The sequence below is a fragment of the Flavobacterium foetidum genome, assembly GCF_004634245.1.
Lineage (GTDB): Bacteria > Bacteroidota > Bacteroidia > Flavobacteriales > Flavobacteriaceae > Flavobacterium > Flavobacterium foetidum.
This window is the reverse complement of sequence record NZ_SJTF01000014.1, coordinates 21023-44332: the sequence shown is the minus strand read 5'-3', so window position 1 is coordinate 44332 and position 23310 is coordinate 21023. Positions and strand designations below refer to the sequence as shown.

At 36.7% G+C, this 23310-nt stretch carries 20 protein-coding genes and 1 tRNA gene; 16 read left to right on the top strand and 5 right to left on the bottom strand.

What is annotated here, in order from left to right:
- Nucleotides 1-41 precede the first annotated feature (41 nt).
- From E0W73_RS16960 to E0W73_RS21480, 11 genes are all read left to right on the top strand, one after another.
- Entirely contained in the window at nt 42-1580 is a 1539-nt protein-coding gene (locus E0W73_RS16960) for an alpha-N-arabinofuranosidase (RefSeq protein WP_135223230.1), read from the top strand.
- Between the two features lie 11 nt (nt 1581-1591).
- Nucleotides 1592-3214 (top strand): arabinan endo-1,5-alpha-L-arabinosidase, encoded by a 1623-nt coding sequence (locus tag E0W73_RS16955; RefSeq protein ID WP_135223229.1) that lies wholly within the window; start codon nt 1592-1594, stop codon nt 3212-3214.
- Nucleotides 3215-3583: 369 nt separating this feature from the next.
- On the top strand, nt 3584-4600 hold the full coding sequence (locus E0W73_RS16950) for an arabinan endo-1,5-alpha-L-arabinosidase (RefSeq protein ID WP_317129336.1): 1017 nt from the start codon (nt 3584-3586) through the stop codon (nt 4598-4600).
- A 5-nt stretch (nt 4601-4605) separates the two neighbouring features.
- Nucleotides 4606-6585 carry a glycoside hydrolase family 127 protein gene (locus E0W73_RS16945; RefSeq protein WP_135223228.1) on the top strand — a complete coding sequence of 660 codons (1980 nt, stop codon included), beginning with the start codon at nt 4606-4608 and terminating at the stop codon, nt 6583-6585.
- A gap of 82 nt (nt 6586-6667) precedes the next feature.
- Nucleotides 6668-7783 (top strand): glycoside hydrolase family 43 protein, encoded by a 1116-nt coding sequence (locus tag E0W73_RS16940; protein WP_135223227.1) that lies wholly within the window; start codon nt 6668-6670, stop codon nt 7781-7783.
- A gap of 314 nt (nt 7784-8097) precedes the next feature.
- Nucleotides 8098-9789, top strand: a complete 1692-nt coding sequence (locus E0W73_RS16935) for a ribulokinase (protein ID WP_135223226.1) — start codon at nt 8098-8100, stop codon at nt 9787-9789.
- Nucleotides 9773-10474, top strand: coding sequence for an L-ribulose-5-phosphate 4-epimerase (locus E0W73_RS16930; RefSeq protein ID WP_008465939.1), 702 nt, complete (start codon nt 9773-9775; stop codon nt 10472-10474). The genes E0W73_RS16935 and E0W73_RS16930 overlap by 17 nt, the downstream gene beginning before the upstream one ends.
- 180 nt (nt 10475-10654) lie before the next feature.
- Nucleotides 10655-12163: an L-arabinose isomerase gene (araA, locus tag E0W73_RS16925; RefSeq protein ID WP_135223225.1), complete on the top strand. Its 1509-nt coding sequence runs from the start codon at nt 10655-10657 to the stop codon at nt 12161-12163.
- 252 nt (nt 12164-12415) lie between these two features.
- On the top strand, nt 12416-13600 hold the full coding sequence (locus E0W73_RS16920; protein WP_135223224.1) for an aldose epimerase family protein: 1185 nt from the start codon (nt 12416-12418) through the stop codon (nt 13598-13600).
- Between the two features lie 129 nt (nt 13601-13729).
- Nucleotides 13730-14065 (top strand): hypothetical protein, encoded by a 336-nt coding sequence (locus tag E0W73_RS16915; protein WP_135223223.1) that lies wholly within the window; start codon nt 13730-13732, stop codon nt 14063-14065.
- Nucleotides 14066-14146: 81 nt separating this feature from the next.
- A complete protein-coding gene (locus E0W73_RS21480) occupies nt 14147-14296 on the top strand; it encodes a hypothetical protein (RefSeq protein WP_162847720.1) in 150 nt (49 codons plus the stop codon).
- On the opposite strand, the gene E0W73_RS16910 is transcribed toward E0W73_RS21480, so the two are convergent.
- Complete coding sequence (locus E0W73_RS16910) at nt 14280-14867, bottom strand: Fic/DOC family protein (RefSeq protein WP_135223222.1); 588 nt, start codon at nt 14865-14867, stop codon at nt 14280-14282. The genes E0W73_RS21480 and E0W73_RS16910 overlap by 17 nt on opposite strands.
- Nucleotides 14868-14984: 117 nt before the next feature.
- Here E0W73_RS16910 and E0W73_RS16905 point away from each other — a divergent pair, with 117 nt between their 5' ends.
- Nucleotides 14985-15461, top strand: a complete 477-nt coding sequence (locus E0W73_RS16905; RefSeq protein WP_135223221.1) for an OsmC family protein — start codon at nt 14985-14987, stop codon at nt 15459-15461.
- Nucleotides 15462-15578: 117 nt separating this feature from the next.
- Here E0W73_RS16905 and E0W73_RS16900 read toward each other — a convergent pair.
- Nucleotides 15579-15658: transfer RNA gene (locus E0W73_RS16900), tRNA-Leu, on the bottom strand.
- 287 nt (nt 15659-15945) lie between these two features.
- On the opposite strand from E0W73_RS16900, the gene E0W73_RS16895 reads away from it, so the two are divergent.
- The 4 genes from E0W73_RS16895 (at nt 15946) to E0W73_RS16880 (ending at nt 19570) form a co-directional block, all read left to right on the top strand.
- Nucleotides 15946-16887, top strand: a complete 942-nt coding sequence (locus tag E0W73_RS16895) for a ribose-phosphate pyrophosphokinase (protein ID WP_135223220.1) — start codon at nt 15946-15948, stop codon at nt 16885-16887.
- A 56-nt stretch (nt 16888-16943) separates the two neighbouring features.
- On the top strand, nt 16944-17555 hold the full coding sequence (locus E0W73_RS16890; protein WP_135223219.1) for a 50S ribosomal protein L25/general stress protein Ctc: 612 nt from the start codon (nt 16944-16946) through the stop codon (nt 17553-17555).
- A 586-nt stretch (nt 17556-18141) separates the two neighbouring features.
- Entirely contained in the window at nt 18142-18819 is a 678-nt protein-coding gene (gene pth / locus E0W73_RS16885) for an aminoacyl-tRNA hydrolase (protein WP_135223343.1), read from the top strand.
- Between the two features lie 139 nt (nt 18820-18958).
- Nucleotides 18959-19570, top strand: a complete 612-nt coding sequence (locus tag E0W73_RS16880) for a superoxide dismutase (protein ID WP_095930681.1) — start codon at nt 18959-18961, stop codon at nt 19568-19570.
- 60 nt (nt 19571-19630) lie between these two features.
- On the opposite strand, the gene E0W73_RS16875 is transcribed toward E0W73_RS16880, so the two are convergent.
- The 3 genes from E0W73_RS16875 to E0W73_RS16865 all read right to left on the bottom strand — a co-directional run bounded on the left by E0W73_RS16875 (nt 19631) and on the right by E0W73_RS16865 (nt 23244).
- The gene (locus tag E0W73_RS16875; RefSeq protein ID WP_135223218.1) at nt 19631-19939 is read right to left on the bottom strand and encodes a hypothetical protein; all 309 of its coding nucleotides are present in this window, start codon (nt 19937-19939) and stop codon (nt 19631-19633) included.
- A 404-nt stretch (nt 19940-20343) separates the two neighbouring features.
- Nucleotides 20344-22242: an amidophosphoribosyltransferase gene (locus E0W73_RS16870; protein ID WP_135223217.1), complete on the bottom strand. Its 1899-nt coding sequence runs from the start codon at nt 22240-22242 to the stop codon at nt 20344-20346.
- A 78-nt stretch (nt 22243-22320) separates the two neighbouring features.
- Nucleotides 22321-23244: a PfkB family carbohydrate kinase gene (locus tag E0W73_RS16865; RefSeq protein ID WP_135223216.1), complete on the bottom strand. Its 924-nt coding sequence runs from the start codon at nt 23242-23244 to the stop codon at nt 22321-22323.
- Between the last annotated feature and the right edge of the window lie 66 nt (nt 23245-23310).

Sequence of the window (23310 nt, the reverse complement as noted above, 5' to 3'; positions counted from 1 at the left end):
GAGGAAAGTCTTCGAGCTTTCCTCTACAAACAAAAACCACTATGAAAAAAGCACTTTTAATCTCATTTCTTATTACGTTTTGTAGTCAGTTAACTTTCGCGCAGACGACCATAACCATTAAAAATTCTGCTGATGCACCAACAATTGATAAAAATATTTATGGTCATTTTGCAGAGCATTTAGGCCGTTGTATTTACGGAGGATTTTTTGTGGGAGACACTTCGAAAATTCCAAATACAAAAGGGGTAAGAAATGATATTATTGCTGCTTTAAAAGATTTAAAAATTCCAAATTTAAGATGGCCTGGAGGTTGTTTTGCAGATACGTACCATTGGAAAGACGGAATTGGTCCACAAGAACAAAGACCAACTATTGTAAACAAATGGTGGGGCGGCGTTACCGAAGACAACAGTTTTGGAACGCATGATTTCTTGAATATGTGCGAACTTCTTGGAGCAGAACCGTATTTATCTGGAAACGTAGGAAGCGGAACCGTTCAGGAATTAGCAGACTGGGTTCAGTACACGAACTTCAGCGGAAAAAGCCCGATGAGCGATTTACGTGCAAAAAACGGAAGAAAAGAACCTTGGAAAGTAAAATACTGGGGAATCGGAAATGAGGCCTGGGGATGCGGCGGAAATATGACGGCAGAATACTACGCTGGAGAATATCGTAAATATGCCACTTTCATGTCAGACTGGGAAAATACAGGAGGAATTACACGTATTGCCTCAGGATCAAACAGTTCTGATTACAATTGGACAGAAGTTTTAATGAAAGGAATTCCACTTAATATGTTAGGAGGAGTCGGTGTTCATCATTATGCTGTAATTGATTGGGGTAAAAAAGGAAGTGACAGAGAATTTACAGAAGAAGGTTATTTCAAAACCATGCAGTCGGCTTTAAAAATGGAAGAACTGGTTACCAAACATTCTGCTATTATGGATAAATACGATCCAAAGAAAAAAGTAGCGATGATTGTTGACGAATGGGGAGGCTGGTACGAAGTAGAAAAAGGAACCAATCCAGGATTCCTGTATCAGCAGAATACAATGCGAGATGCAGTTTTAGCAGGAGCGACTCTTAATATTTTCAACAACCATGCAGACCGAGTTCGTATGGCAAACTTAGCACAATGTGTTAATGTTTTACAAGCCGTAATTCTTACAGATAAAGCCAAAATGATTGTGACGCCAACATACCATGTAATGAAAATGTACAGCGTGCATCAGGATGCGAAATTATTGCCAGTAAGTTTTGCATCACCAGATTATACATTTAACGGAGAAAAACTTCCAGCAGTTTCAGCATCAGCATCAAAAGATAAAAACGGAGTGGTTCATATTTCTTTAGTGAATGTGGATGCGAAAAATAAAAACAAAATCGAAATCGATGTTAATTCTTTAGGAGTGAAAAGCTTTACAGGAACGGTTTTAACCTCGGCTAAACTACAAGATTACAATTCATTCGAATCACCAAACAAAATTGTTCCGACAGTTTTTAAAGGCTTCGAAAACAAAAAAGGAAAACTTGAAATCACAATTCCTCCTTTCTCAGTAGTTGTTTTAGAAGGAAAATAAAATAGAAGCAGATGAAAAAAGAAAATTTCATTTTAAAAATCATTTCTTTCATCGGATTTTTTGCAGTGTCGATTTTATTCATAAGCTGTTCAAAAGATGATCCGGCAGCACCAGAAGTTGGTGGACCAGATCCGGTGACGCCTCCAGTGGTAAATCCTCCTTTTGCGGGACCAATCTATGCAGACAATTATACTGCATTTGCAAGTTGGGCAACTAGATCACAATGGAATCTGGCAAACGTGCATGATCCGTCAGTAGAAAAGTCGGGAGAATACTATTATATGTATCAAACCGATGCTTCGTACGGAAATGCACATGATGGCAACGGACATTTTTTCTATAGAAGATCAAAAGATTTAATCAACTGGGAGTTTATGGGGCCATCGATGCTTCAGGTTCCGGCTTGGGTAAAAGATTCTTTGAATAATAAAAGAGCGAGAATGAATCCTGCTCTTCCTCCAATAACAAATCCAAATTACGGATTTTGGGCGCCATGCGTTCGAAAAGTGGGGAATGTTTTCAGAATGTATTACAGTATTGTGGTAACAAATCCAATCACAGGAACCGATACCAACACATCTTGGACAGAACGTGCTTTCATAGGTTTGGCAGAAACTACAGATTTGGCTTCTAACAATTGGGTCGATAAAGGAATGGTAGTCTGCTCAGAACCCGACGGTGTAAAAAGTTATGTTCGAAACGGCGGAAACGATTGGGATGCTTATTTTAAATTCAACGCCATTGATCCGAGTTTTATTGAAACTCCAGAAGGCGAACAATATTTAATTTACGGTTCTTGGCATTCCGGAATTGCTGCCTTAAAATTAAATCCAGCAACAGGAAAACCAGATAAACTAAAAACGATAGACGATTACGGAGTTCGAATTGCAGGCCGTGGCAATGTAAACACAAACCGTTGGCAAGCGCTCGAAGGACCTGAGATTATCTACAATCCAGACACACAATATTATTATTTGTTTTTGGCTTATGACGAATTATCGGTAGCTTATAACACTCGCGTGGCTCGTTCGAAAAACATTCTCGGACCTTACGTGACAAATACAGGAATGAGTATCACAAACGGTGCTGAATGTTATCCATTGATCACGCATCCATATCAATTTAAAAATCATACAGGCTGGGTTGGATTTGCACATTGTGCTGTTTTTCAAAATCCAACTACCAAACAGTGGTTTTATGCTTCTCAGGCACGTTTGCCAGAAGGAGTTGCCGGAATCAATGTCTCAAATGCAGTCATGATGGGTCACGTACACGGTATTCAATGGACAGAAGATGGCTGGCCTGTAATAGAGCCAGAACGTTATGCAGGCGTGCCAACAACAACTTTTGCTGAAGGAAATCTGGTAGGAACTTGGGAACAGATTACGATGAACTACCAATACAAAACGATGCAGAAAGCAGTCACTATTTATTTAACAGCAGACAAAAAAGTAAGCGGCGATGTAACAGGAACTTGGTCGTACGATCCTGCAAAAAAAATAGCCACCATAAACGGAGTGAAATGCAACGTAGTCGATGCCTGGGATTGGGAGTCGGCAACCAGAAAAGTCACTTTGAGTTATACCGGAATCAATAGTGCGGGATTGGCTGTTTGGGGTAAAAAAATGAATTAGAGAAAATGCAACAGATTACAGGATTAAAAAGGATTTTTTAAATCTGCTAGAAAATAAAAATTCAAACACATAGAAACATAGATTTTTTTGATTAGTAAGAAGAATAAAAAACAAATCTAGATTTGAACACATAGATAGGCTATGTGAATTCAAACAAATGAAATGCCTTTTTGAGACAAAGTAATGCTATGATTCTACGTGTTTAAAAAAAATACCACAAATTTCACTAATTCGCACAAATTAAAAATTCGAGAAAATTGGTGCAATTCGTGGCAAAAAATAAAGCCAAAGATAGTGTTCAGTTTTTTTAGTGTTCAGTCGCAGTCGGAGTTTCAGTTGAACTACTTATATGGGCTAAAAAAGTTTTCGTTGAGGTTTAAGCTTAAATTTACTTACATCACTTATATGGTTTACAAAAACATAAAATATACAATTTCGGTTTTTCTAATGCTTTTAACTTCGATGGTTATGGCACAGGAAATTGTGGTTCACGATCCAGTTGTCATCAAACAAAAAGACATCTATTATTTGTTCTGCACAGGAAAAGGAATCAGTGTTTTCAGTTCAAAAGATTTAAAAAATTGGAATAAGGAACCGCAAGTTTTCAAAGAGAAACCGATTTGGGCAGATGGCGTTGCTGCCGATTTTAAAAATCATATTTGGGCGCCGGATGTTTCATTTCACAACAATACTTATTATCTGTATTATTCAGTTTCGGCTTTTGGCAAAAACACTTCGGCGATTGGTGTTGCCACTAATACCACTTTAGATTCAAAAGACAAAAATTACAAATGGGTCGATCAGGGAATTGTTATTCAGTCACAACCTAATAGGGATATGTGGAATGCCATTGATCCGAATTTGGTTTTTGATGAAAACAATACACCTTGGCTTTCTTTTGGTTCTTTTTGGGAAGGATTGAAATTGGTCAAATTAAATCCCGATTTAAAATCGATTGCAGAACCGCAGGAATGGCACACGATTGCAAAACGTAAAAGGACTTTCGAATTGGCAGATTCTGATCCAGGAGACGGTGCGCTTGAAGCTCCTTTTATCTTTAAGAAAAACGGTTATTACTACCAATTTCTGTCTTGGGATTTATGCTGCCGTGGCGAAAAAAGCACGTACAAAGTTGTGGTTGGAAGGTCAAAAAATGTAACAGGACCTTATTTGGATAAAGAAGGGAAACAATTGGATCAAGGTGGAGGAAGTTTAGTAGTGCAGGGTGATGAAAACTACTTTGGCGTAGGTCATAACAGTGCTTATACTTTCGACGGAAAAGATTATATGTTTTATCACGCTTATGAAAAGAAATCGAATGGAACGCCAAGATTAATAGTAAAAGAAATACAATGGGATGCCGATTTGTGGCCTGTTTTAAAATAATAATAATGAAGAAATACAACTTACCAATTTTAACGATTTTCATGTCACTTCTGGTTTTGGCTTCCTGTAAAGAAACCAAAAATGATGTGGTGCAAAATAAAACATCTGCCTTAAAAGCGGGCTACGAAATAGAGCCGGTTAATATTCAAAATGTAAAACTGACCGATTCGTTTTGGCTTCCTATTATCAAAAGAGTGCAAGAAATTACCATCGAATATGCCATCAAAAAATGTGATGAAGAGGGTCGTTTTGAGAACTTTCTAATTGCGGGAAAAAAGAAAACCGGAAAAGTTCGCGGCGATATGCCTTTTGACGATACTGATGTTTACAAAATAATCGAAGGCGCATCGAATACTTTAATCAGTGCTCCAAATCCGAAACTGGAGAGAGTGCTAGATTCGATGATTGCGATTGTAAAAATTGGTCAGGAAGCCGATGGCTATATTACGACTTGGAGAACGATAAACCCTGCAAAACCACCCGCAACGTGGGTTCCAGTAATTGAAGGAAAACGTTGGGAATCTTTGCAGATTAGCCACGAACTGTACAATCCGGGACATTTAATCGAAGCGGCAATTGTACATTATGAAGCAACAGGAAAAACCAATTTTCTAGAAATAGCCATTAAAGCTGCCGATATGCTGGTTCGAACTTTTGGTGATAATCCGGGACAGGTAAAAGGAGTTCCGGGACATCAAATTGTAGAAACTGGATTGTTGAAGTTGTACCAGATTACAGGAAAGGAAGAGTATCTGAAACTCGCCAAATACTATCTAGACAATCGAGGAAATCCGAATAATCATAAATTATACGGCGAATATGCTCAAGATCATATTCCAGTTACAGAGCAAAAAGAAGCTGTCGGGCATGCCGTAAGAGCGGTTTACATGTATGCAGGAATGACCGATATCGTTGCGCTGACGAAAGACAAAGCCTACGAGAATGCCGTAAATAATTTGTGGGAAAACATGGTCAACAAAAAAATGTATATCACTGGCGGAATTGGTTCGAGACATGACGGCGAAGCTTTCGGTGCAAATTACGAATTACCAAACTTAACGGCTTACAACGAAACCTGTGCAGCAATCGGCGATGTATATTGGAATCATAGATTACATAATTTGTATGGAGCTTCTAAATATTTTGATGTTATCGAAAGAACGATGTACAACGGTCTAATTTCGGGTATTTCGCTTGACGGAAAACAATTTTTCTATCCAAATGCCTTAGAAGCAGATGGCGTTTATAAATCGAACAGAGGTTCTTGTACACGTCAAGCATGGTTTGACTGTTCTTGTTGTCCAACCAATTTGATTCGTTTTATTCCGTCGATTCCGGGATTGATTTATTCTAAAACAAGCAAAGATTTATATGTGAATTTATACGCTTCAAACGACGCATCTTTCAAATTAGGAAAAACCGATTTACAGATTTCGCAACAAACTTCTTATCCTTGGAACGGAAAGGTTGGCATCTCGGTTAATCCGAAAAAAGAAGCCATATTCACTATCAAACTTCGCGTTCCGGGCTGGGCAAGAAATGAAGTTTTGCCAGGCGATTTATATGCGTATAAAAAAGCTTCAAACCAAAAACCATCGATTACGGTAAACGGAGAAACATTCGCAATTCAGCCTGAAAATGGTTATTTCAACGTAACCAGAAACTGGAAAAAAGGTGACAGAATCGAGCTTAATTTCCCTATGGAAGTTCAAGAGGTAGAAACCAATTCTAAAGTAGCAACGAACAAAAACAAAGTTTCTTTAGAGTACGGTCCTTTAGTGTATGCAATTGAAGAAATCGACAATAAAAACAATTTCGATAAGATTGATATTTCGGCTTCAGATACTTTCAAAGTGAGAAAAGAAACGAACTTATTACAAGGTGTTAATGTTATTGAAAATTCAAAATTCAAAGCCATTCCCTATTACTCATGGTCAAACCGAGGTGTTGGAAAAATGAAAGTTTGGATTGATTTTAAAAATTGAAATTTAACATTAGAAAATAGAATAAATACTGAAAGTCTGAATTCCTCAAAAATAAATTAAATTCAAAATAAACGATTATAACATGCAAATAAACATATTAAAAAATTGGGCACTTTCGGCCGTTGTTTTTGTAAGTGTTTCTTCCTGCAAAGATAAAAAAGCAGAAAAAGAACTGTCCAAAGAAGAAGTGACTACTACAAAAACAACTTTAACAAATAAACCTATTGTGTTGCAAAGAGCAGATCCTTTTATCTACAAACATACAGATGGGTATTACTATTTTACGGGATCGGTACCAACCTATGACGCTATAGAGTTAAGACGTGCAAAGTCTATTGACCAACTTCAAAATGCTGAAACCTTTAGAGTATGGGAAAAACATAAAAACGGACCAATGAGCCGCCATGTTTGGGCTCCTGAAATTCATTATTTGGATGGAAAATGGTACGTGTATTTTGCAGCAAGCGAAGAAGACGATATTTGGAAATTAAGGCCTTATGTTTTGGAGTGTACAGGTCAAGATCCCTTGCATGACAAGTGGACTGAACTTGGGCAAATGCAGGCCGCTGACGCGGATCCCAAAAGTTTTACCGATTTTTCTCTTGACGGGACTGTATTTGAGCATAAAAATAAACGCTATTTCTGTTGGGCAGAAAAAACAGGCGGGCAGTTTGCGGCTTCTAATTTGTATCTAGCCGAAATGGAATCGCCCATAAAACTTAAAACAGTTCAATTCATGCTAACAACTCCAGATTACGATTGGGAACGCGTAGGTTTTTGGGTAAACGAAGGCCCTGCAGTTATTAAAAACAAAGGGAAAATTTACATTACTTTTTCGGCAAGCGCCACTGGTTCTTGTTACAGTATGGGAATGATGGAAGCAGATGAAAGTGCTGATTTATTAGACAGAAATTCTTGGAAAAAATCTCGATATCCAGTATTAAAAACCGATAAAACAAAAAATATTTATGGGCCAGGACATAACTCATTTACAGTAGATGAAAACGGAGAACCCTTACTAATCTATCATGCGAGGGATTACGAAAAAGCCGTTGGTGATCCCAAAGTTGTGCCTGCAACAGACAAAAGGCCGTTGAAAGAAATTATTGCAGATCCGTTATATGATCCTAATCGTCATGCGAGAATGCTGAAAGTAAAATTTGATGAAAATGGTACGCCAATATTCAAATTTAACTAAATGCTCAACAAGAATTGAGGAGAATTCATTGCAGAGCCAACAAAAATCAGCCCTAGAGAAAGTAAGTTTAGACGGTATGGAAATAAATTTCAATAGGATTTTTTCAGATATTCTGTTGCTCTTTTGATAGTTAGAATGAAATAATCGCAACAGAATAAATGTAAAACAAACATTTATATTTGGATTTTCGTCAAAATACTTCTTTTGATGCATTATTTGTAAAAAATTTGGAAGCTTGTTTTTGTTAAGTGTTTTTTATACACTTATAGATTAATTATATATATATTTGTCAATATTTAAAAAACAAATTTAGAATGAAAAATTACGTAATAGGATTGGACTACGGAACAGATTCTGTTCGAGCGGTGCTTATTGACACAGAAAATGGGCAGGAGCTGGCATCGGATGTTTCTCATTACAAAAGATGGAAAAACAAACAATATTGTGACGCATCAATCAATCAGTTTCGTCAGCATCCTTTGGATCATATTGAAGGATTGGAAATCACGATTCAGAATGTTGTAAAAGAAAGCAAAGTAGATCCGTCATTGGTTCGCGGAATTTGTATCGATACCACTGGATCTTCTCCGGTTCCAGTTACAAAGGACGGAACACCATTGGCTTTGACAAAAGGGTTTGAAGAAAATCCAAATGCCATGATGGTATTATGGAAAGATCACACTGCGATAAACGAAGCCAACGAAATCAACGAATTGGCAGTAAGCTGGGGCGGAGAAGACGTTACAAAATACGTTGGGGGAATTTATTCGTCTGAGTGGTTTTGGGCAAAAATCCTTCACATTGCAAGACAAGATGAAGCCGTTCGAAATGCAGCGCACACTTGGATGGAACACTGCGATTTAATGACGTACTTGCTAATTGAAGATAAAGATTTAAAAACCTTCAAAAGAAGCCGTTGCGCAGCGGGTCACAAAGCCATGTGGCACACAGACTGGAACGGATTACCACCAGTTGAATTCTTAGAAAAATTACATCCGTATTTGGCACAACTTCGTGGCAATTTATACGATGAAACATACACTTCAGATTTAGTTGCCGGAAAATTAAGCCAAGAATGGGCAGACCGTTTAGGACTTTCTACAGAAACAGTTGTAGCTGTTGGAACTTTCGATGCGCATTCTGGAGCGGTTGGAGCAAAAATCGAAGAAAATACTTTAGTTCGCGTTATGGGAACTTCAACTTGCGATATTCTAGTTGGTTCTTATGATGAGGTCGGAACAAAAACCGTTCGTGGTATTTGTGGTCAAGTTGACGGTTCTGTTATTCCAGGATTTATTGGTTTAGAAGCAGGACAATCTGCTTTTGGTGATTTATTGGCTTGGTACAAAGAACTTTTGATGTGGCCGACAGAACATTTATTAGCTTCTTCATCAACTTTAAATGATGCCCAAAAGGAACAATTAAGAGAGGAATTCAGCGATATATTAATTGTGGAGTTAACGAAAGAAGCGGAGAAAATCCCAGTTTCAGAAAGTCTTCCAATTGCTTTAGACTGGATTAACGGACGTAGAACTCCAGATGCAAACCAAGAAGTAAAAAGCGCGATTTCGAACCTTTCTTTAGGAACAAAAGCGCCTCACATTTTCAAAGCTTTGGTAAACGCAATTTGTTTTGGAGCGAAGAAAATTGTAGATCGTTTTGAAGAAGAAGGTGTAAAAATCGACAGCGTTATCGGAATTGGTGGTGTGGCTCGTAAATCGCCTTTTATCATGCAGACTTTGGCAAATGTTTTAAACAAGCCAATTAAAATTGCAGCTTCAGACCAAACTCCTGCTTTGGGTGCGGCAATTTATGCAGCCGTTGCAGCCGGAATTTATCCAAACGTAATCGAAGCAAGCCAGAAAATAGGAAGTGATTTTGACGGAGAATTTTTCCCTCAATTAGACCAAGTAGCAGCTTACAACAAACTTCTTGTAGGCTACGAACAATTAAGTGCTTTTGCAGACCCAACTATTAAAATTTCTCAAAATGAGTTCTCTTTATAAAGATTTAAAACAAGAATGTTACGAAGCCAACATGCAGTTGAATGCATTGAATTTGGTGGTGTACACTTTCGGAAACGTAAGTGCCGTAGACAGAAAAAATGGTGTTTTTGCCATTAAGCCAAGCGGTGTTCCTTACGAAGATTTAAAACCAGAAGATATCGTAATTGTTGATTTTGACAACAATGTTATCGAAGGAAACTTGCGTCCGTCGTCTGACACGAAAACGCACGCTTATTTATACAAACACTGGCCCAATATTGGAGGCGTTGCACATACGCACGCGACCTATTCTGTGGCTTGGGCGCAGTCGCAGTTGGATATTCCAATTTTTGGAACTACACATGCAGATCATTTAACAGCCGATATTCCGTGTGCACCGCCAATGGCAGATTCTTTAATTGAAGGAAACTACGAACACAACACTGGAATCCAAATTCTGGATTGTTTCAAAGAAAAGAATCTTTCATACGAAGAAGTAGAAATGATTTTGATTGGAAATCACGGTCCGTTTGCATGGGGAAAAAATGCAGCTAAAGCAGTTTACAATAGTAAGGTTCTTGAAGTCGTGGCAGAAATGGCCTATCTGACTTTGCAAATCAACCCAAACGCACCAAGATTAAAAGATTCATTAATTAAGAAACATTACAACCGCAAACACGGAAAAGATTCGTATTACGGACAATAAGATTTTGTTTCAGGTTTCAGGTTTTTTTGTTTCAAGTTGTTTGAGCGTAATCTGAAACCTGACACGAGGCTAAGTCGAATTGGCGAAGCAAACTTGAAATAAATAAAACAAAATAATAACATAACAATTTAAGATTTCAGATTCCAACAACCTGAAACCTGAAACAAAATAAACAAAACAATGATAGACATTTCTCAAAAAGAAGTATGGTTTGTAGTAGGAAGCCAAGAATTATATGGTGAAGAAACGCTTAGAAAAGTAGCAGAACATTCACAGATTATTGCAAAAGGATTAGACGCTTCGTCTTCAATTCCGGTAAAAGTGGTTTACAAAGATGTGGTAAAATCGCCTTCGCAGATTTTAGATGTATGTTTGGCTGCAAACTCGGCTAAAAACTGTATCGGAATTATCGCTTGGATGCATACTTTCTCTCCAGCAAAAATGTGGATTGGCGGATTAAATATCCTTAAAAAACCATTATGCCATTTACACACGCAATATAATGCTGAAATTCCGTGGGGAAGCATCGATATGGATTTCATGAACTTAAACCAATCGGCTCACGGAGATCGCGAATTCGGTTTCATGATGTCTAGATTACGTAAAAAACGTAAAATCGTTGTAGGACACTGGGAAGACGAGAGAGTTCAGAAAAAAATCGGAATCTGGTCAAGAGTGGTTTTAGGATGGGACGAACTTCAAAACCTAAAAGTAGCTCGTATTGGAGACAATATGCGTGAAGTTGCCGTTACAGACGGTGATAAAGTGGAGGCTCAAATTCGTTTCGGAATGTCGGTAAACGGATACGATTCTTCAGATGTTACCAAACATATCGAGAAAATTACTGATAAGGAATTAAACGATTTATTAGCCGTTTATGAGCAGTCATATAACTTAACAGATTCGTTGAAAGAAGGCGGCGCACAAAGAAGTTCTTTGGTTGAAGCAGCAAAAATCGAATTAGGTTTAAGAGCTTTCCTTGAAGAAGGAGGTTTTGGCGCTTTTACAGATACATTTGAAAACCTTGGAGCTTGGAAACAATTACCAGGAATCGCAACGCAAAGATTAATGGCCGATGGTTATGGTTTTGGAGGCGAAGGAGACTGGAAAACGGCTGCAATGGTAAGAGCTTTAAAAGTAATGAATATTGGTTTGGAAGGCGGAACTTCTTTCATGGAAGATTACACCTACCATTTCACGCCACAAAAATCATATGTTTTAGGTTCTCACATGTTGGAAATTTGTCCGTCTATCACTGACGGAAAACCTTCTTGCGAAGTGCATCCGTTAGGAATTGGAGGAAAAGAAGATCCAGTTCGCTTGGTATTCAATTCTCCTGCTGGAGATGCCATTAATGTTTCTTTGGTTGATATGGGGACTCGTTTCCGTTTGATTGTGAACGAAGTTGAGGCAGTAAAACCAATGGCCGAATTGCCAAAATTACCAGTTGCAAGAGTTTTATGGGATTGCAAACCAAATTTAGAAGTGGCAGCAACAGCTTGGATTTTAGCTGGTGGAGCACATCACACGGTTTACAGCCAAGCAATTACAACAGAATATATGGAAGATTTCGCAGACATTGCTGGAATCGAATTGTTGGTTATTGATGAAAAAACAACAATAAGAGAGTTTAAAGATAAAATCAATGCCAACGAAGCATACTTTCATTTGTTTCAACACGGATTGTAATCTGAGATACTATCCCGATAACTATCGGGACTAAGTTGCTAAGACTCTAAGTTTTTGTTACTTTTAACTTTTAACGCACATAAAACAGATTTGCTTTCGCAAAAGCGCAGATACAAACAGATTAAAATAATTTAAAAATCAGTGTAAATCCGCGTCTTCGTGAAAGCGAATCAGTTTTATCCGCGTCCAAATAGTATGTTCAACGAATAACTTTTAACATCTAACATTTCACAAACCAAAAAAATATCATCTATGAATGCATTAAAACGTTGTGTTTTCGGTCTAAGCCTTTTGAGTTTAGCGGCAGTTTCAGTTCAATGTAAAGGCGATAAAAAAGTCGATACAGAAAAAGTGGCCACTGATGAAAAAGCATTAGTAACAATTGACAAATCAGACTATGGAACTACTGCCAAAGGCGAAAAAGTAGAAAGCTATAAACTGAAAAACCAAAATGGAATGGAAGTGGATATCATTACTTTTGGTGGAAGAATTACAGATTTGAAAGTGCCAAATAAAGCAGGTGTTTCAGAAAATGTGGTTATTGGATTTAATTCTTTGGCGCAATACGAAAAAGAAAATCCGTTTTTTGGAGCTTTAATCGGAAGATACGGAAACCGAATTGCAAAAGGTAAATTTTCGCTTGACGAAAAAGAATATCAATTAGCAATCAACAACGCACCAAATGCCTTACATGGAGGTCCGCAAGGATTTTTTAATGTGGTTTGGAAAGCAGATGAGGTTAAATCTGGCGAAACAGCTTCTTTAAAATTGTCTTATTTAAGTAAAGATATGGAAGAAGGTTATCCTGGAAATCTGAAAGTTTTCGTGACTTATACCTTGACAAATGATAATCAATTAGAGGTTTTGTATGAAGCAACAACAGACAAAAAAACAGTCGTTAACTTGACACAGCATTCTTATTTCAATTTGTCAGGAGATTTTACCAAAACAATCTTAGACCACGAATTGACATTAAATGCAGATAAATTAGTTCCAGTAGATGTGACTTTGATTCCGACAGGAAAATTAGAAGATGTTGCTGGCACGCCATTCGATTTCAGAACGCCAAAATTAATTGGAAAAGACATCAATGCTAAAAATGAGCAGTTAGAAAGAGGAAAAGGCTACGACCACTGCTGGGTATTGAACAATCCTGAAAAAGGAAAAACAATCATTGCAAAAGTGTACCACGCAGCAAGCGGAAGAGTTATGGAAATGACAACAGACGAACCTGGAATTCAATTCTACTCTGGAAACTTCCTTGACGGAACTTTGCCAATGCCAAACGGAGGAACTTTTGCACACAGAACGGGATTATGTCTAGAAACAGAACATTATCCAGATTCTCCAAACCAGAAAAATTTCCCAACAACGGTTCTAAACCCGGGAGAAAATTATAAAACGAAAACAACTTTTAAGTTTTCGGTTCAAAAATAATTTTTAGATTTTGTTAATTAATTTTAGTTCAAAAAACCTCGGAAGGAAATGGCTTTTCGAGGTTTTTTTGTTTTTTCTGAATTTTGTGATTTTTTCTTACATTTGAAAACAACAATTTAAAAAAACAGAATGAGTTTCACTTCATTAACAGCTTACGATTCACCTGTATTAGTCGGATTAACGATTGCTTATGGAATTATTTCAGCAATAACTACTCTTGATATTCGAATAATTCAAGCAAAAAAGAATGGAACACTTCCTTATGATGAACCAAATCTTCCTAAATGGGTTGAAATGCTTTATTGGTTGGAATGGTTAGTTTTTATTGTAATGGTTTATTTGAATTGGAAATACGCTTTATTAGTATTTGCTATAAAATTTATCCTTAAAGTTTTGCCAGTGTTAGAAATTATTGGGAATTTTCTAATGATGCCATTTAAAAAAAAACAAATAAAGAGTTTTTAATGATTTTTAAATGGAAAGTTATAGATTTTTTCTTAATCTAAAATTATATGATAACAAGTTAAAATTAGCTATCTTTGAAAGATGAAATCAGTGGATAAAAAAAGTAATAAGGTATTAAGAAAGCAAGTTTTAAAATCAGCAGTAGCTTCTTTTAAAATTGAAGGTATAGATATATCTAAAAAGGAAGCTTTAAATGCATTGAAAAAAGTGGAACTTAATCTGGGAAAATAAACCGTATTAATTCTATCATTTCTTTATAATCTTTTTTTGCACAACTTTGAACTGCCGAAACATATTGGTCGAATTTTTCTCTTCCAATTTTTTCAAATTTAAGTGATTCATATCCATGTTTTCTCGCCATTAGATTTGCTAGTATCCTTGTTGTGCGCCCATTGCCCTCTCTAAATGGGTGAATGAAAAGCAATTCCCCATGAATAATTGCAATATCTTTTATTAAATCTTCTTTTTTAACATAGTTATTTGGCAGGTTCAGTAAAATTTCTTCTTCAAGAGTCTTCATGATTTCAGGTAGAAACCTTGCGGATGCAAAAAGAAAACCAGCTTTAGACATATTTACATCACGATATTTTCCGGCAAAAGAATATAAATGATTAAGTGCCAGCTTGTGTATTTTTAAAATATATTTAATATCAAATTTTGTGCGAGATGATAGTCTTTCGGTAAGTAATATTTCGGCTTCTAAAAAACCTTCAAATTCAGACAATTCAATTTCTTTTTGATTTTTTAATCCAAGTTTATTGGGAAGTATTTCGGATTGATTATTTGGTATGTTATATTTCATGCTGTTTATAAAAAACACAAATTTACGCTTAATATCGACAACACGTAGGAATTTTTTTATTGACTTACCGCTAAGAAATTTTCAAAAATGATTTTTATATTAGTATAAAAAAGAAAAATGGCATTCAAACATCTATTCAAAGCAAAATTAAACTGGACTTCAAAACAAAATCCAAAAGATTCTTTCAAAAAATTCAACAGCAAAACGCATCAAATTAAAATTGAAGGAAAACCAGTTTTAGATGTTTCTGCAGCAAAAGCTTTTAAAGGCGATCCGTCGTTATACAATCCGGAAGATTTATTGTTAAGCAGTTTAGTTTCCTGCCATATGATGTCGTATTTGTATGTCTGTTCTCAAAATGGAATAGAAGTTCTGGAATATTCAGATAATGCAGAAGCAACATTAGAAGTAAATCCGGACGGAAGTGGGCGTTTTGTTGAGGTAAGATTGTATCCAAAAGTAAAAATCTCAAATTTAGATAAAGTGGAATTGGCTTTAGAACTGCATCAAAAAGCCAATCAATTGTGTTTTATTGCTAATTCGTGCAATTTTCTGGTTTTGCATAGTGCGAGTTGTGAGGTTTTCAACATATAAGTGATATAAGTTCATTTAAATACAGAGCTTTAAACGCACAGTTATATTTTCTTATATGACTTATATGGTTTAAAAAAAAAGCCATAAAAAAACCTCTTCAGTTAAGAAGAGGTTTTGTACCCGGAGCCGGAGTCGAACCGGCACGGTTTCCCACAGGTGTTTGAGACCAGCGCGTCTACCAATTCCGCCATCCGGGCGTAGCAGACGAAAAAATAAATGATTAATCAACTATTTTAACGCAATAGAATGAAGTCATAAATGGCATCATTCCTTTAACACGGTGCAAATGTAAAAAATAAAATTAAACAAACTACTAAAAATACTTAATTTTTTGCTTTCAGTGTTCAATAAATTTTATAAATTTGCACCTCGTTAAAACGAAGCACACACAACTAACTACACCCGAGACATTTAAAACGCTCAGCTTTATTTAAATGATAAAGTTGAATAGTAAAAAAGTAGCGGAATAAAACAACAAATTATAATGTCGCACCTAGAACCAGAAGCTAAAATTTTTGCTTGTTCACAAAGTGTTTATCTTGCAGAAAAAATTGCAAAAGACTACGGGATTCCGTTAGGAAAAGTAACGATGTCAACGTATAGTGATGGAGAATTTCAGCCATCTTACGAAGAATCAATAAGAGGTTTGCGAGTATTTATCGTATGTTCAACTTTTCCAAGTGCAGATAATCTGATGGAATTGTTGTTAATGATTGATGCGGCAAAACGTGCATCGGCAAGACATATTACAGCTGTTATGCCTTATTTTGGTTGGGCAAGACAAGACAGAAAAGACAAACCAAGAGTGCCGATTGGGGCTAAGTTAGTAGCAAACCTATTAACAGCCGCAGGAGCAACAAGAATCATGACAATGGACCTGCATGCAGACCAGATTCAGGGATTCTTTGAAAAACCAGTAGATCATTTATTTGCATCTACGATCTTTTTGCCTTACGTGCAGAGCTTAAATTTAGAAAATTTAACCATTGCGTCTCCAGATATGGGAGGTTCAAAAAGAGCATATGCTTACTCTAAGTTTTTAGAATCAGATGTGGTAATCTGTTACAAGCAAAGAAAAGCAGCCAACGTTATCGACACTATGGAGCTGATTGGTGAAGTAAAAGGCCGTAACGTGATCTTAGTAGACGACATGATAGATACAGGAGGAACTTTGGCAAAAGCAGCCGACCTGATGATCGAAAAAGGAGCGCTAAGCGTAAGAGCAATCTGTACACATGCTATTTTGTCTGGCGGTGCGTACGAGAAAATTGAAAACTCTAAACTAACAGAATTGATCGTCACAGATTCTATTCCGTTAAAGAGAGAATCAAAGAAAATAAAAGTGGTAAGCTGTGCGCCTTTATTTGCAGAAGTAATGCAGATGGTTCACCACAACAATTCCATCAGTGGAAAATTTATAATGTAGCAATTCGCTCCATTAAAGAATTAGAATATTTATATTAATAACTATATTTTTTTACAATGAAATCGATTACAATTAAAGGATCAGAAAGAGAAAGCGTGGGCAAAGTGTCAACTAAAGCCTTACGTAATGCTGGACAGGTACCTTGCGTTTTATACGGAGGAAACCAAGCAGTACATTTCTCAGCAGACGTTACTGCATTCAAAAACTTGGTTTACACTCCAAACGCTCACACAGTTGTGATCGAACTTGGAAAAGGAAAATCATTCAATGCAATTTTGCAAGACATTCAAGTTCACCCAGTAACTGACAAAATTTTACACATCGACTTCTTCCAATTATTTGATGATAAAGAAATCACAATGGAAGTTCCTGTGAAAATCGTTGGTACATCTAAAGGTGTTCTTGCAGGAGGTGTTTTACGTTTGAACCAACGTAAACTAAAAGTTAAAGCTTTACCAGCAAATCTTCCTGATTTCGTTGAAGCTGACATCACTCCACTAGAAATGGGTAACAAATTATACGTTACTAAAGTTGGAAAACCAGAGTACAAAGTTATGCACCCAGACAACACAGTTGTTGCTCAGGTAAGAATTTCTCGTGCTGCTATGAAAGCTGCTCAAGAAGCTGCAAAAGCTGCAAAAGCTCCTGCAAAAGGAAAGAAAAAATAATTTTTTTTCAAACTCTATACAAAAAGCCTCAATCTTTCGATTGGGGCTTTTTTTTTGAGGTTCTGAGATGCTGAGGCGCTAAGGTTCTAAGTTTTTTATTGCGGAAGGGCTTCGACTCCGCTCAGCTGACACGCTTAATATTTGTCAGGCTGAGCGAAGTCGAAGCCTTTTTCAAATTATCTAATTGTCATATTCTCTAATTGGCACATTAATAATTTTTAGAAGCAGAAAGTCTCTGTTTTCAGAAGACGTGACGTTCCTGCCATCCGCTATATCTTTTCCCTGCTAAAGGAGCAGGAAAAAGGATGCCGCTTCTGTCAGGGCTAGCAAGAAAAAATCTTTTTTTAAGCTTCTGAGTTGCTAAGCTTCTGAGATACTAAGATGAAATCTGCCAAATCTGCAAGAGACCTCTCTTGGCGTTCTTTGTGTATTTCGATAGAGAAACTATTTCTTAGCGAACTTTGCGTAAAACCCTTGCGAACTTTGCGGTTAAATCACGCCAATGGACAATTATCTAATTGGCACATTTTCAAATTATCTAATTATCCAATTGCCACATTCTCTAATTAATCTTACTTTTGCAAACATGATAAAATGGATAACAAAACTGTTTTCATCAACACCAAAAGAAGAGAACATAGAAGACAATGTGAAACCGGAGGTTCACGAACACCAAAACAACAATATAAAAAACGTGAGTAAAAAATATTTAATCGTCGGATTAGGAAATATAGGAGCTGAGTATGTAAACACCAGACATAATATCGGATTTAAAGTGCTGGATTTTTTAGCCAAAAAAGAAGGGCTTTCATTCGAAACCGTAAAGTTAGGTGCTTTGGCCGAATATAAATTCAAAGGTAGAACCTTCTTGCTGCTTAAGCCAAACACTTACATGAACCTTAGCGGTAAAGCGGTCAAGTATTGGATGGATAAAGAAAATATTCCGTTAGAAAATATTTTAGTGATTACAGACGATTTAAATCTTTCATTCGGAACCATCAGAATCAAACCAAAAGGAAGCGATGGCGGCCACAACGGACTAAAAAACATCAATCTTGTTCTCAATACACAAAATTATACCCGTTATAGATTTGGAATCAGCGATCAGTTCAAAAAAGGGCAGCAGATCGATTATGTTTTAGGAGAATGGAATGCCGAAGAAGAGGCAAAACTACCAGAGCGTTTAGAAACTTCGGCTGAAATTATTAAAACTTTTGGAACAGCGGGTTTAGAAAATACAATGACCACTTTTAATGGAAAATAAAGATTTTCAGCTCTTTATATTGTAAAAATGTAAATTATCAGTGAATTTAATTCAATTATAACGAAATAGTATTTTCAATTCCAAAGTTAAATGTCTAAATTTGGAATAAATTATTATAAACCATAAAAATTAGAATATCATGGCTTTTGAATTACCACAATTACCTTATGCATACGACGCATTAGAACCACATATTGATGCACGTACAATGGAAATCCACCATACAAAGCACCACAATGCTTATACTACAAATCTTAACGCTGCTATCGCTGGAACAGATTTAGAAGGAAAAACAATCGAGAACATCTTAATCAACTTAGATAAATCTAACGCTGCAGTTCGTAATAATGGTGGAGGTTTCTACAACCACAATTTATTCTGGACTGTAATGTCTCCAAACGGAGGAGGGTTGCCAACAGGAGATTTATTAGCAGCAATCGAAGCTTCTTTTGGATCATTCGAAGAGTTTAAAGCAAAATTTGCTAAGGCTGGTGCTACACAATTCGGTTCTGGATGGGCTTGGTTAACAGTTCAAAAAGGAGGAAAATTAGAAGTTGTAGGTACTCCAAATCAAGATAATCCATTAATGCCAGAAGTTGCTGGTAACGGTGGAACTCCAATCTTAGGAATGGACGTTTGGGAGCACGCTTACTACTTAAACTACCAAAACAGAAGACCAGATTATATCGAAGCTTTCTTCAGCGTAATCAACTGGACAGAAGTTGCTAGAAGATTTGCTTTAGATAAATAAGAAGATAGAGCATAGAATACAAAAAAAAGACGAGCACACCGTGTTCGTCTTTTTTTTGTTTTACCATTTTCCGTAGAAACTGTTTATGTCAAAATAGTATTTTACTTCTTCACCCTTCGAATTGGTTAATTTCAAAACGTCGTAATGTTTGTTGCCTTCTCCAATTAATGCTTGTCCATTCATTTTGCAGTCAGGGCAAAGTTTTCGAACGATTTCATATTCTTCAGATACGCTTTTTACTTTGATAGCATTTTTTATAGAACTGCCATCATTGACCGATTTTTTAGTATCTGATGACTTTGCTCCCGAGCAATTAAAGAGAAATAAGCTTAAAAGAGCAATTAAAAATAACTGAGATGATTGTTTCATAATATGTTTTTTTTTTGGTTAAGGCAATATTATGACTTTTTTTAAAATAAAAAAGGCGGAATTGCTTCCACCTTTTTTGCCCCAAATCTACCATAAACTTAACCTACTAATGTTATGGTCTAGTAAATATAGGATAGATATATTGTAAAAAAAAACTTTCTAGACGAAAGGTCAATATTTCCGATGAAGTGAACGTAATTCTTTATTAAAGAAATACTTAAGTTTATTCCAATAAAAAAGGTGGAATTTCTTCCACCCTTTTTGCCCCAAATCTACCATAAACTTAACCTACTAATGTTATGGTATCTCAAAAGTATTACAGCAATTCATCTTTACCAAACAAACAGGATGAACGGCAAAAAAAACCGATGAAATGCACAAATTAACCTTTTTTTAATACTTTTTTAATAAGCTCGAGCGTCTTTTCCTTCATAAAAATTCATAAATGCACGGTTCACAACTCGATTTCCACCCGGGGTTGGATAGTCACCTGTAAAGTACCAATCTCCTAAATTTTTAGGACACGCTTTATGTAAATCTTCTACGGTTTGGAATATAATTTTTACCTCTGCGTTAATTTCTGGAGAACTTAACATTTCGGCAATTTTATCTGAGATTTCTTCGTCTGTAAATTGATCATAAATTGCAGTTACATAATTTACAACATCGCTGTCTTTATAATTTTCCTGCGCTTTGCATTTTGCATAAACCTCGTCAACAATGTGGTACAGGTTTCTTTCCTTCAATAAAGCTAAGGCTGCTCTAAAAGCTACAAGCCCTTCAAGTTTTGCCATATCGATTCCGTAACAATCAGGGTAACGAATCTGTGGTGCAGACGAAACAATTACAATACGTTTTGGTTTTAAACGATCCATCATTTTTATGATGCTCATTTTCAAAGTTGTACCACGAACAATACTGTCGTCAATAATTACTAAATTGTCTTCTGGTTTTATTACACCGTACGTTACGTCATAAACGTGCGCCACTAAGTCGTCACGGCTGCTGTCTTCTGTAATAAAAGTTCGAAGTTTGGCATCTTTGATGGCAACTTTTTCGGTACGTATTTTTACAGACAAAAGTTCCTGGAGCGTTTCAGCAGTTAATGTATTTCTGTTTTCTAGAATATAATTGTTTTTTCGCTGATTTAAGAAATCCTGAGCGGCCTCTACTAATCCGTAAAAAGACGTTTCGGCTGTATTGGGAATATAAGAGAAAACAGTGTTGTCTGTGTCGCTGTCAATCGCCTTAAGTACCGCAGGCAAAATAAATTTACCTAAGTCTTTACGTTCTTGATAAATTTCGGCATCGCTACCTCTAGAGAAATAAATTCTTTCAAAAGAACATGCTTTTTTAACGGTAGGCTCCAAGATTTGATTCATTGTTACACGTCCATTCTTTTTGATGATCAACGCATTTCCTGGTTCGATTTCCTGAACGCTGTCAAAAGGAACGTTAAATACCGTTTGGATAACCGGTCTTTCTGAAGCTACCACTACGATTTCGTCGTCTTGATAGAAATAAGCTGGACGAATTCCGGCAGGATCTCTAAAAACGAAAGCGTCTCCATGACCTAATAATCCAGCCATGGCATAACCTCCGTCTAAGTTTTTGGCAGAACGGGCTAAGATTTTAGCAATATCCAAACGCTCTGCAATTACAGGCGAAGCATCTCTTTTTGAATAACCTTCGGCTTTGCAGTCTTGGTACAATTGCATCACTTCTTTGTCTAAGAAGTGACCAATTTTTTCCATTACAGTAACGGTATCCGCCATTTCTTTTGGATGTTGCCCAAGTTCTACCAGATTTTCGAAAAGTTCTTTAACATTGGTCATGTTGAAGTTTCCGGCCAAAATTAAATTTCGGTGCATCCAGTTGCTCTGACGTAAAAATGGGTGAACACTTTCGATGCTGTTTTTTCCGAAAGTTCCATAACGAACGTGGCCCAGAAACAATTCTCCAACATACGGAATGTTTGTTTTCAGTTCTTTCATATTATCACCCAATTCAGGATGCTCTTTTAGCTCTTCGCTGATGCGTTCGTTGATTTGTTTGAAAACATCCTGAATAGGCTGAGAGTGGTTAGAACGCACTCTGCTGATGTATCGCTGTCCTGGATCAACATCCAATTTGATGCTCGCAAAACCGGCGCCATCTTGTCCGCGGTTGTGCTGTTTTTCCATCATCAGGTACATTTTCTGAATTCCGTAAAAAGCAGTTCCGTATTTTTCTTTATAATATTCAAGCGGTTTAAGAAGTCTGACTAAGGCTATACCACATTCGTGTTTTAAAGCGTCGCTCATTGTTTTTTGTATTTTGTGTGTTGTTGTAAGTTGTATTCTCTTAATAAAAAAGCCCCGTGTTATCGAGGCTTTTGGGCATTATATTTCTATGTCAAACTGAGTTAACGATCTAAATTGCTGTAATCGAATCGCTACTTCGGCTTTGCTTAAGGTTTCCATCCTTTCTGTTCCGAATTTTTCTACGCAGAACGAAGCCAGATTTGAACCGTAAATAATTGCATTTTTCATATTGCCAAACGAAATGTTTTCGCTTTGCGCAATAAATCCAGAGAACCCGCCCGCAAAAGTGTCTCCAGCTCCGGTTGGATCGAAAACTTCTTCTAATGGCAAAGCTGGCGCAAAAAACACCTCTCTGTTGTGGAATAAAAGCGCACCGTGTTCTCCTTTTTTGATTACCACATATTTTGGCCCCATGTCTTGGATTTTGGCAGCCGCTTTTACTAACGAATATTCGCCAGAAAGCTGTCTTGCTTCTTCGTCATTGATTGTAATTACGTCTACGCGTTTAATCACATCCAATAATTCAGCTAGAGCGCAGTCCATCCAGAAATTCATTGTGTCTAAAACTACTAATTTTGGTTTTTTCTCCATTTGGTCCAAAACACTGCTTTGTACCAACGGGTGCAAGTTTCCTAACATCACCACATCGGCATCTTTGTAGTTTTGCGGAACTTTTGGCTGAAAATCAGCTAAAACGTTCAATTCGGTAACCAAAGTGTCTCTTGAATTTAGATCATTGTGGTATAAACCGCTCCAGAAAAAGGTTTTTCCTCCTTTTACGATTTCGATACCAGAAATATCGATATTTTTTGAAGTCAATAAATCTAAATGTTCTTGAGGGAAATCGTCGCCAACTACAGAAACAATGGCCGATTGCAGGTTGAAAAATGATGCTGATAAACCAATATAAGTCGCAGCACCGCCTAAGATTTTATCTGTTTTTCCGAAAGGGGTTTCAATCGCATCAAAAGCAACTGTTCCAACAATCAATAATTTATTCATTTTATGAATTTCGAATTAGGGTGCAAAGATACTTTATAAGTTACAATATTGCAATGGTTTAGGTTC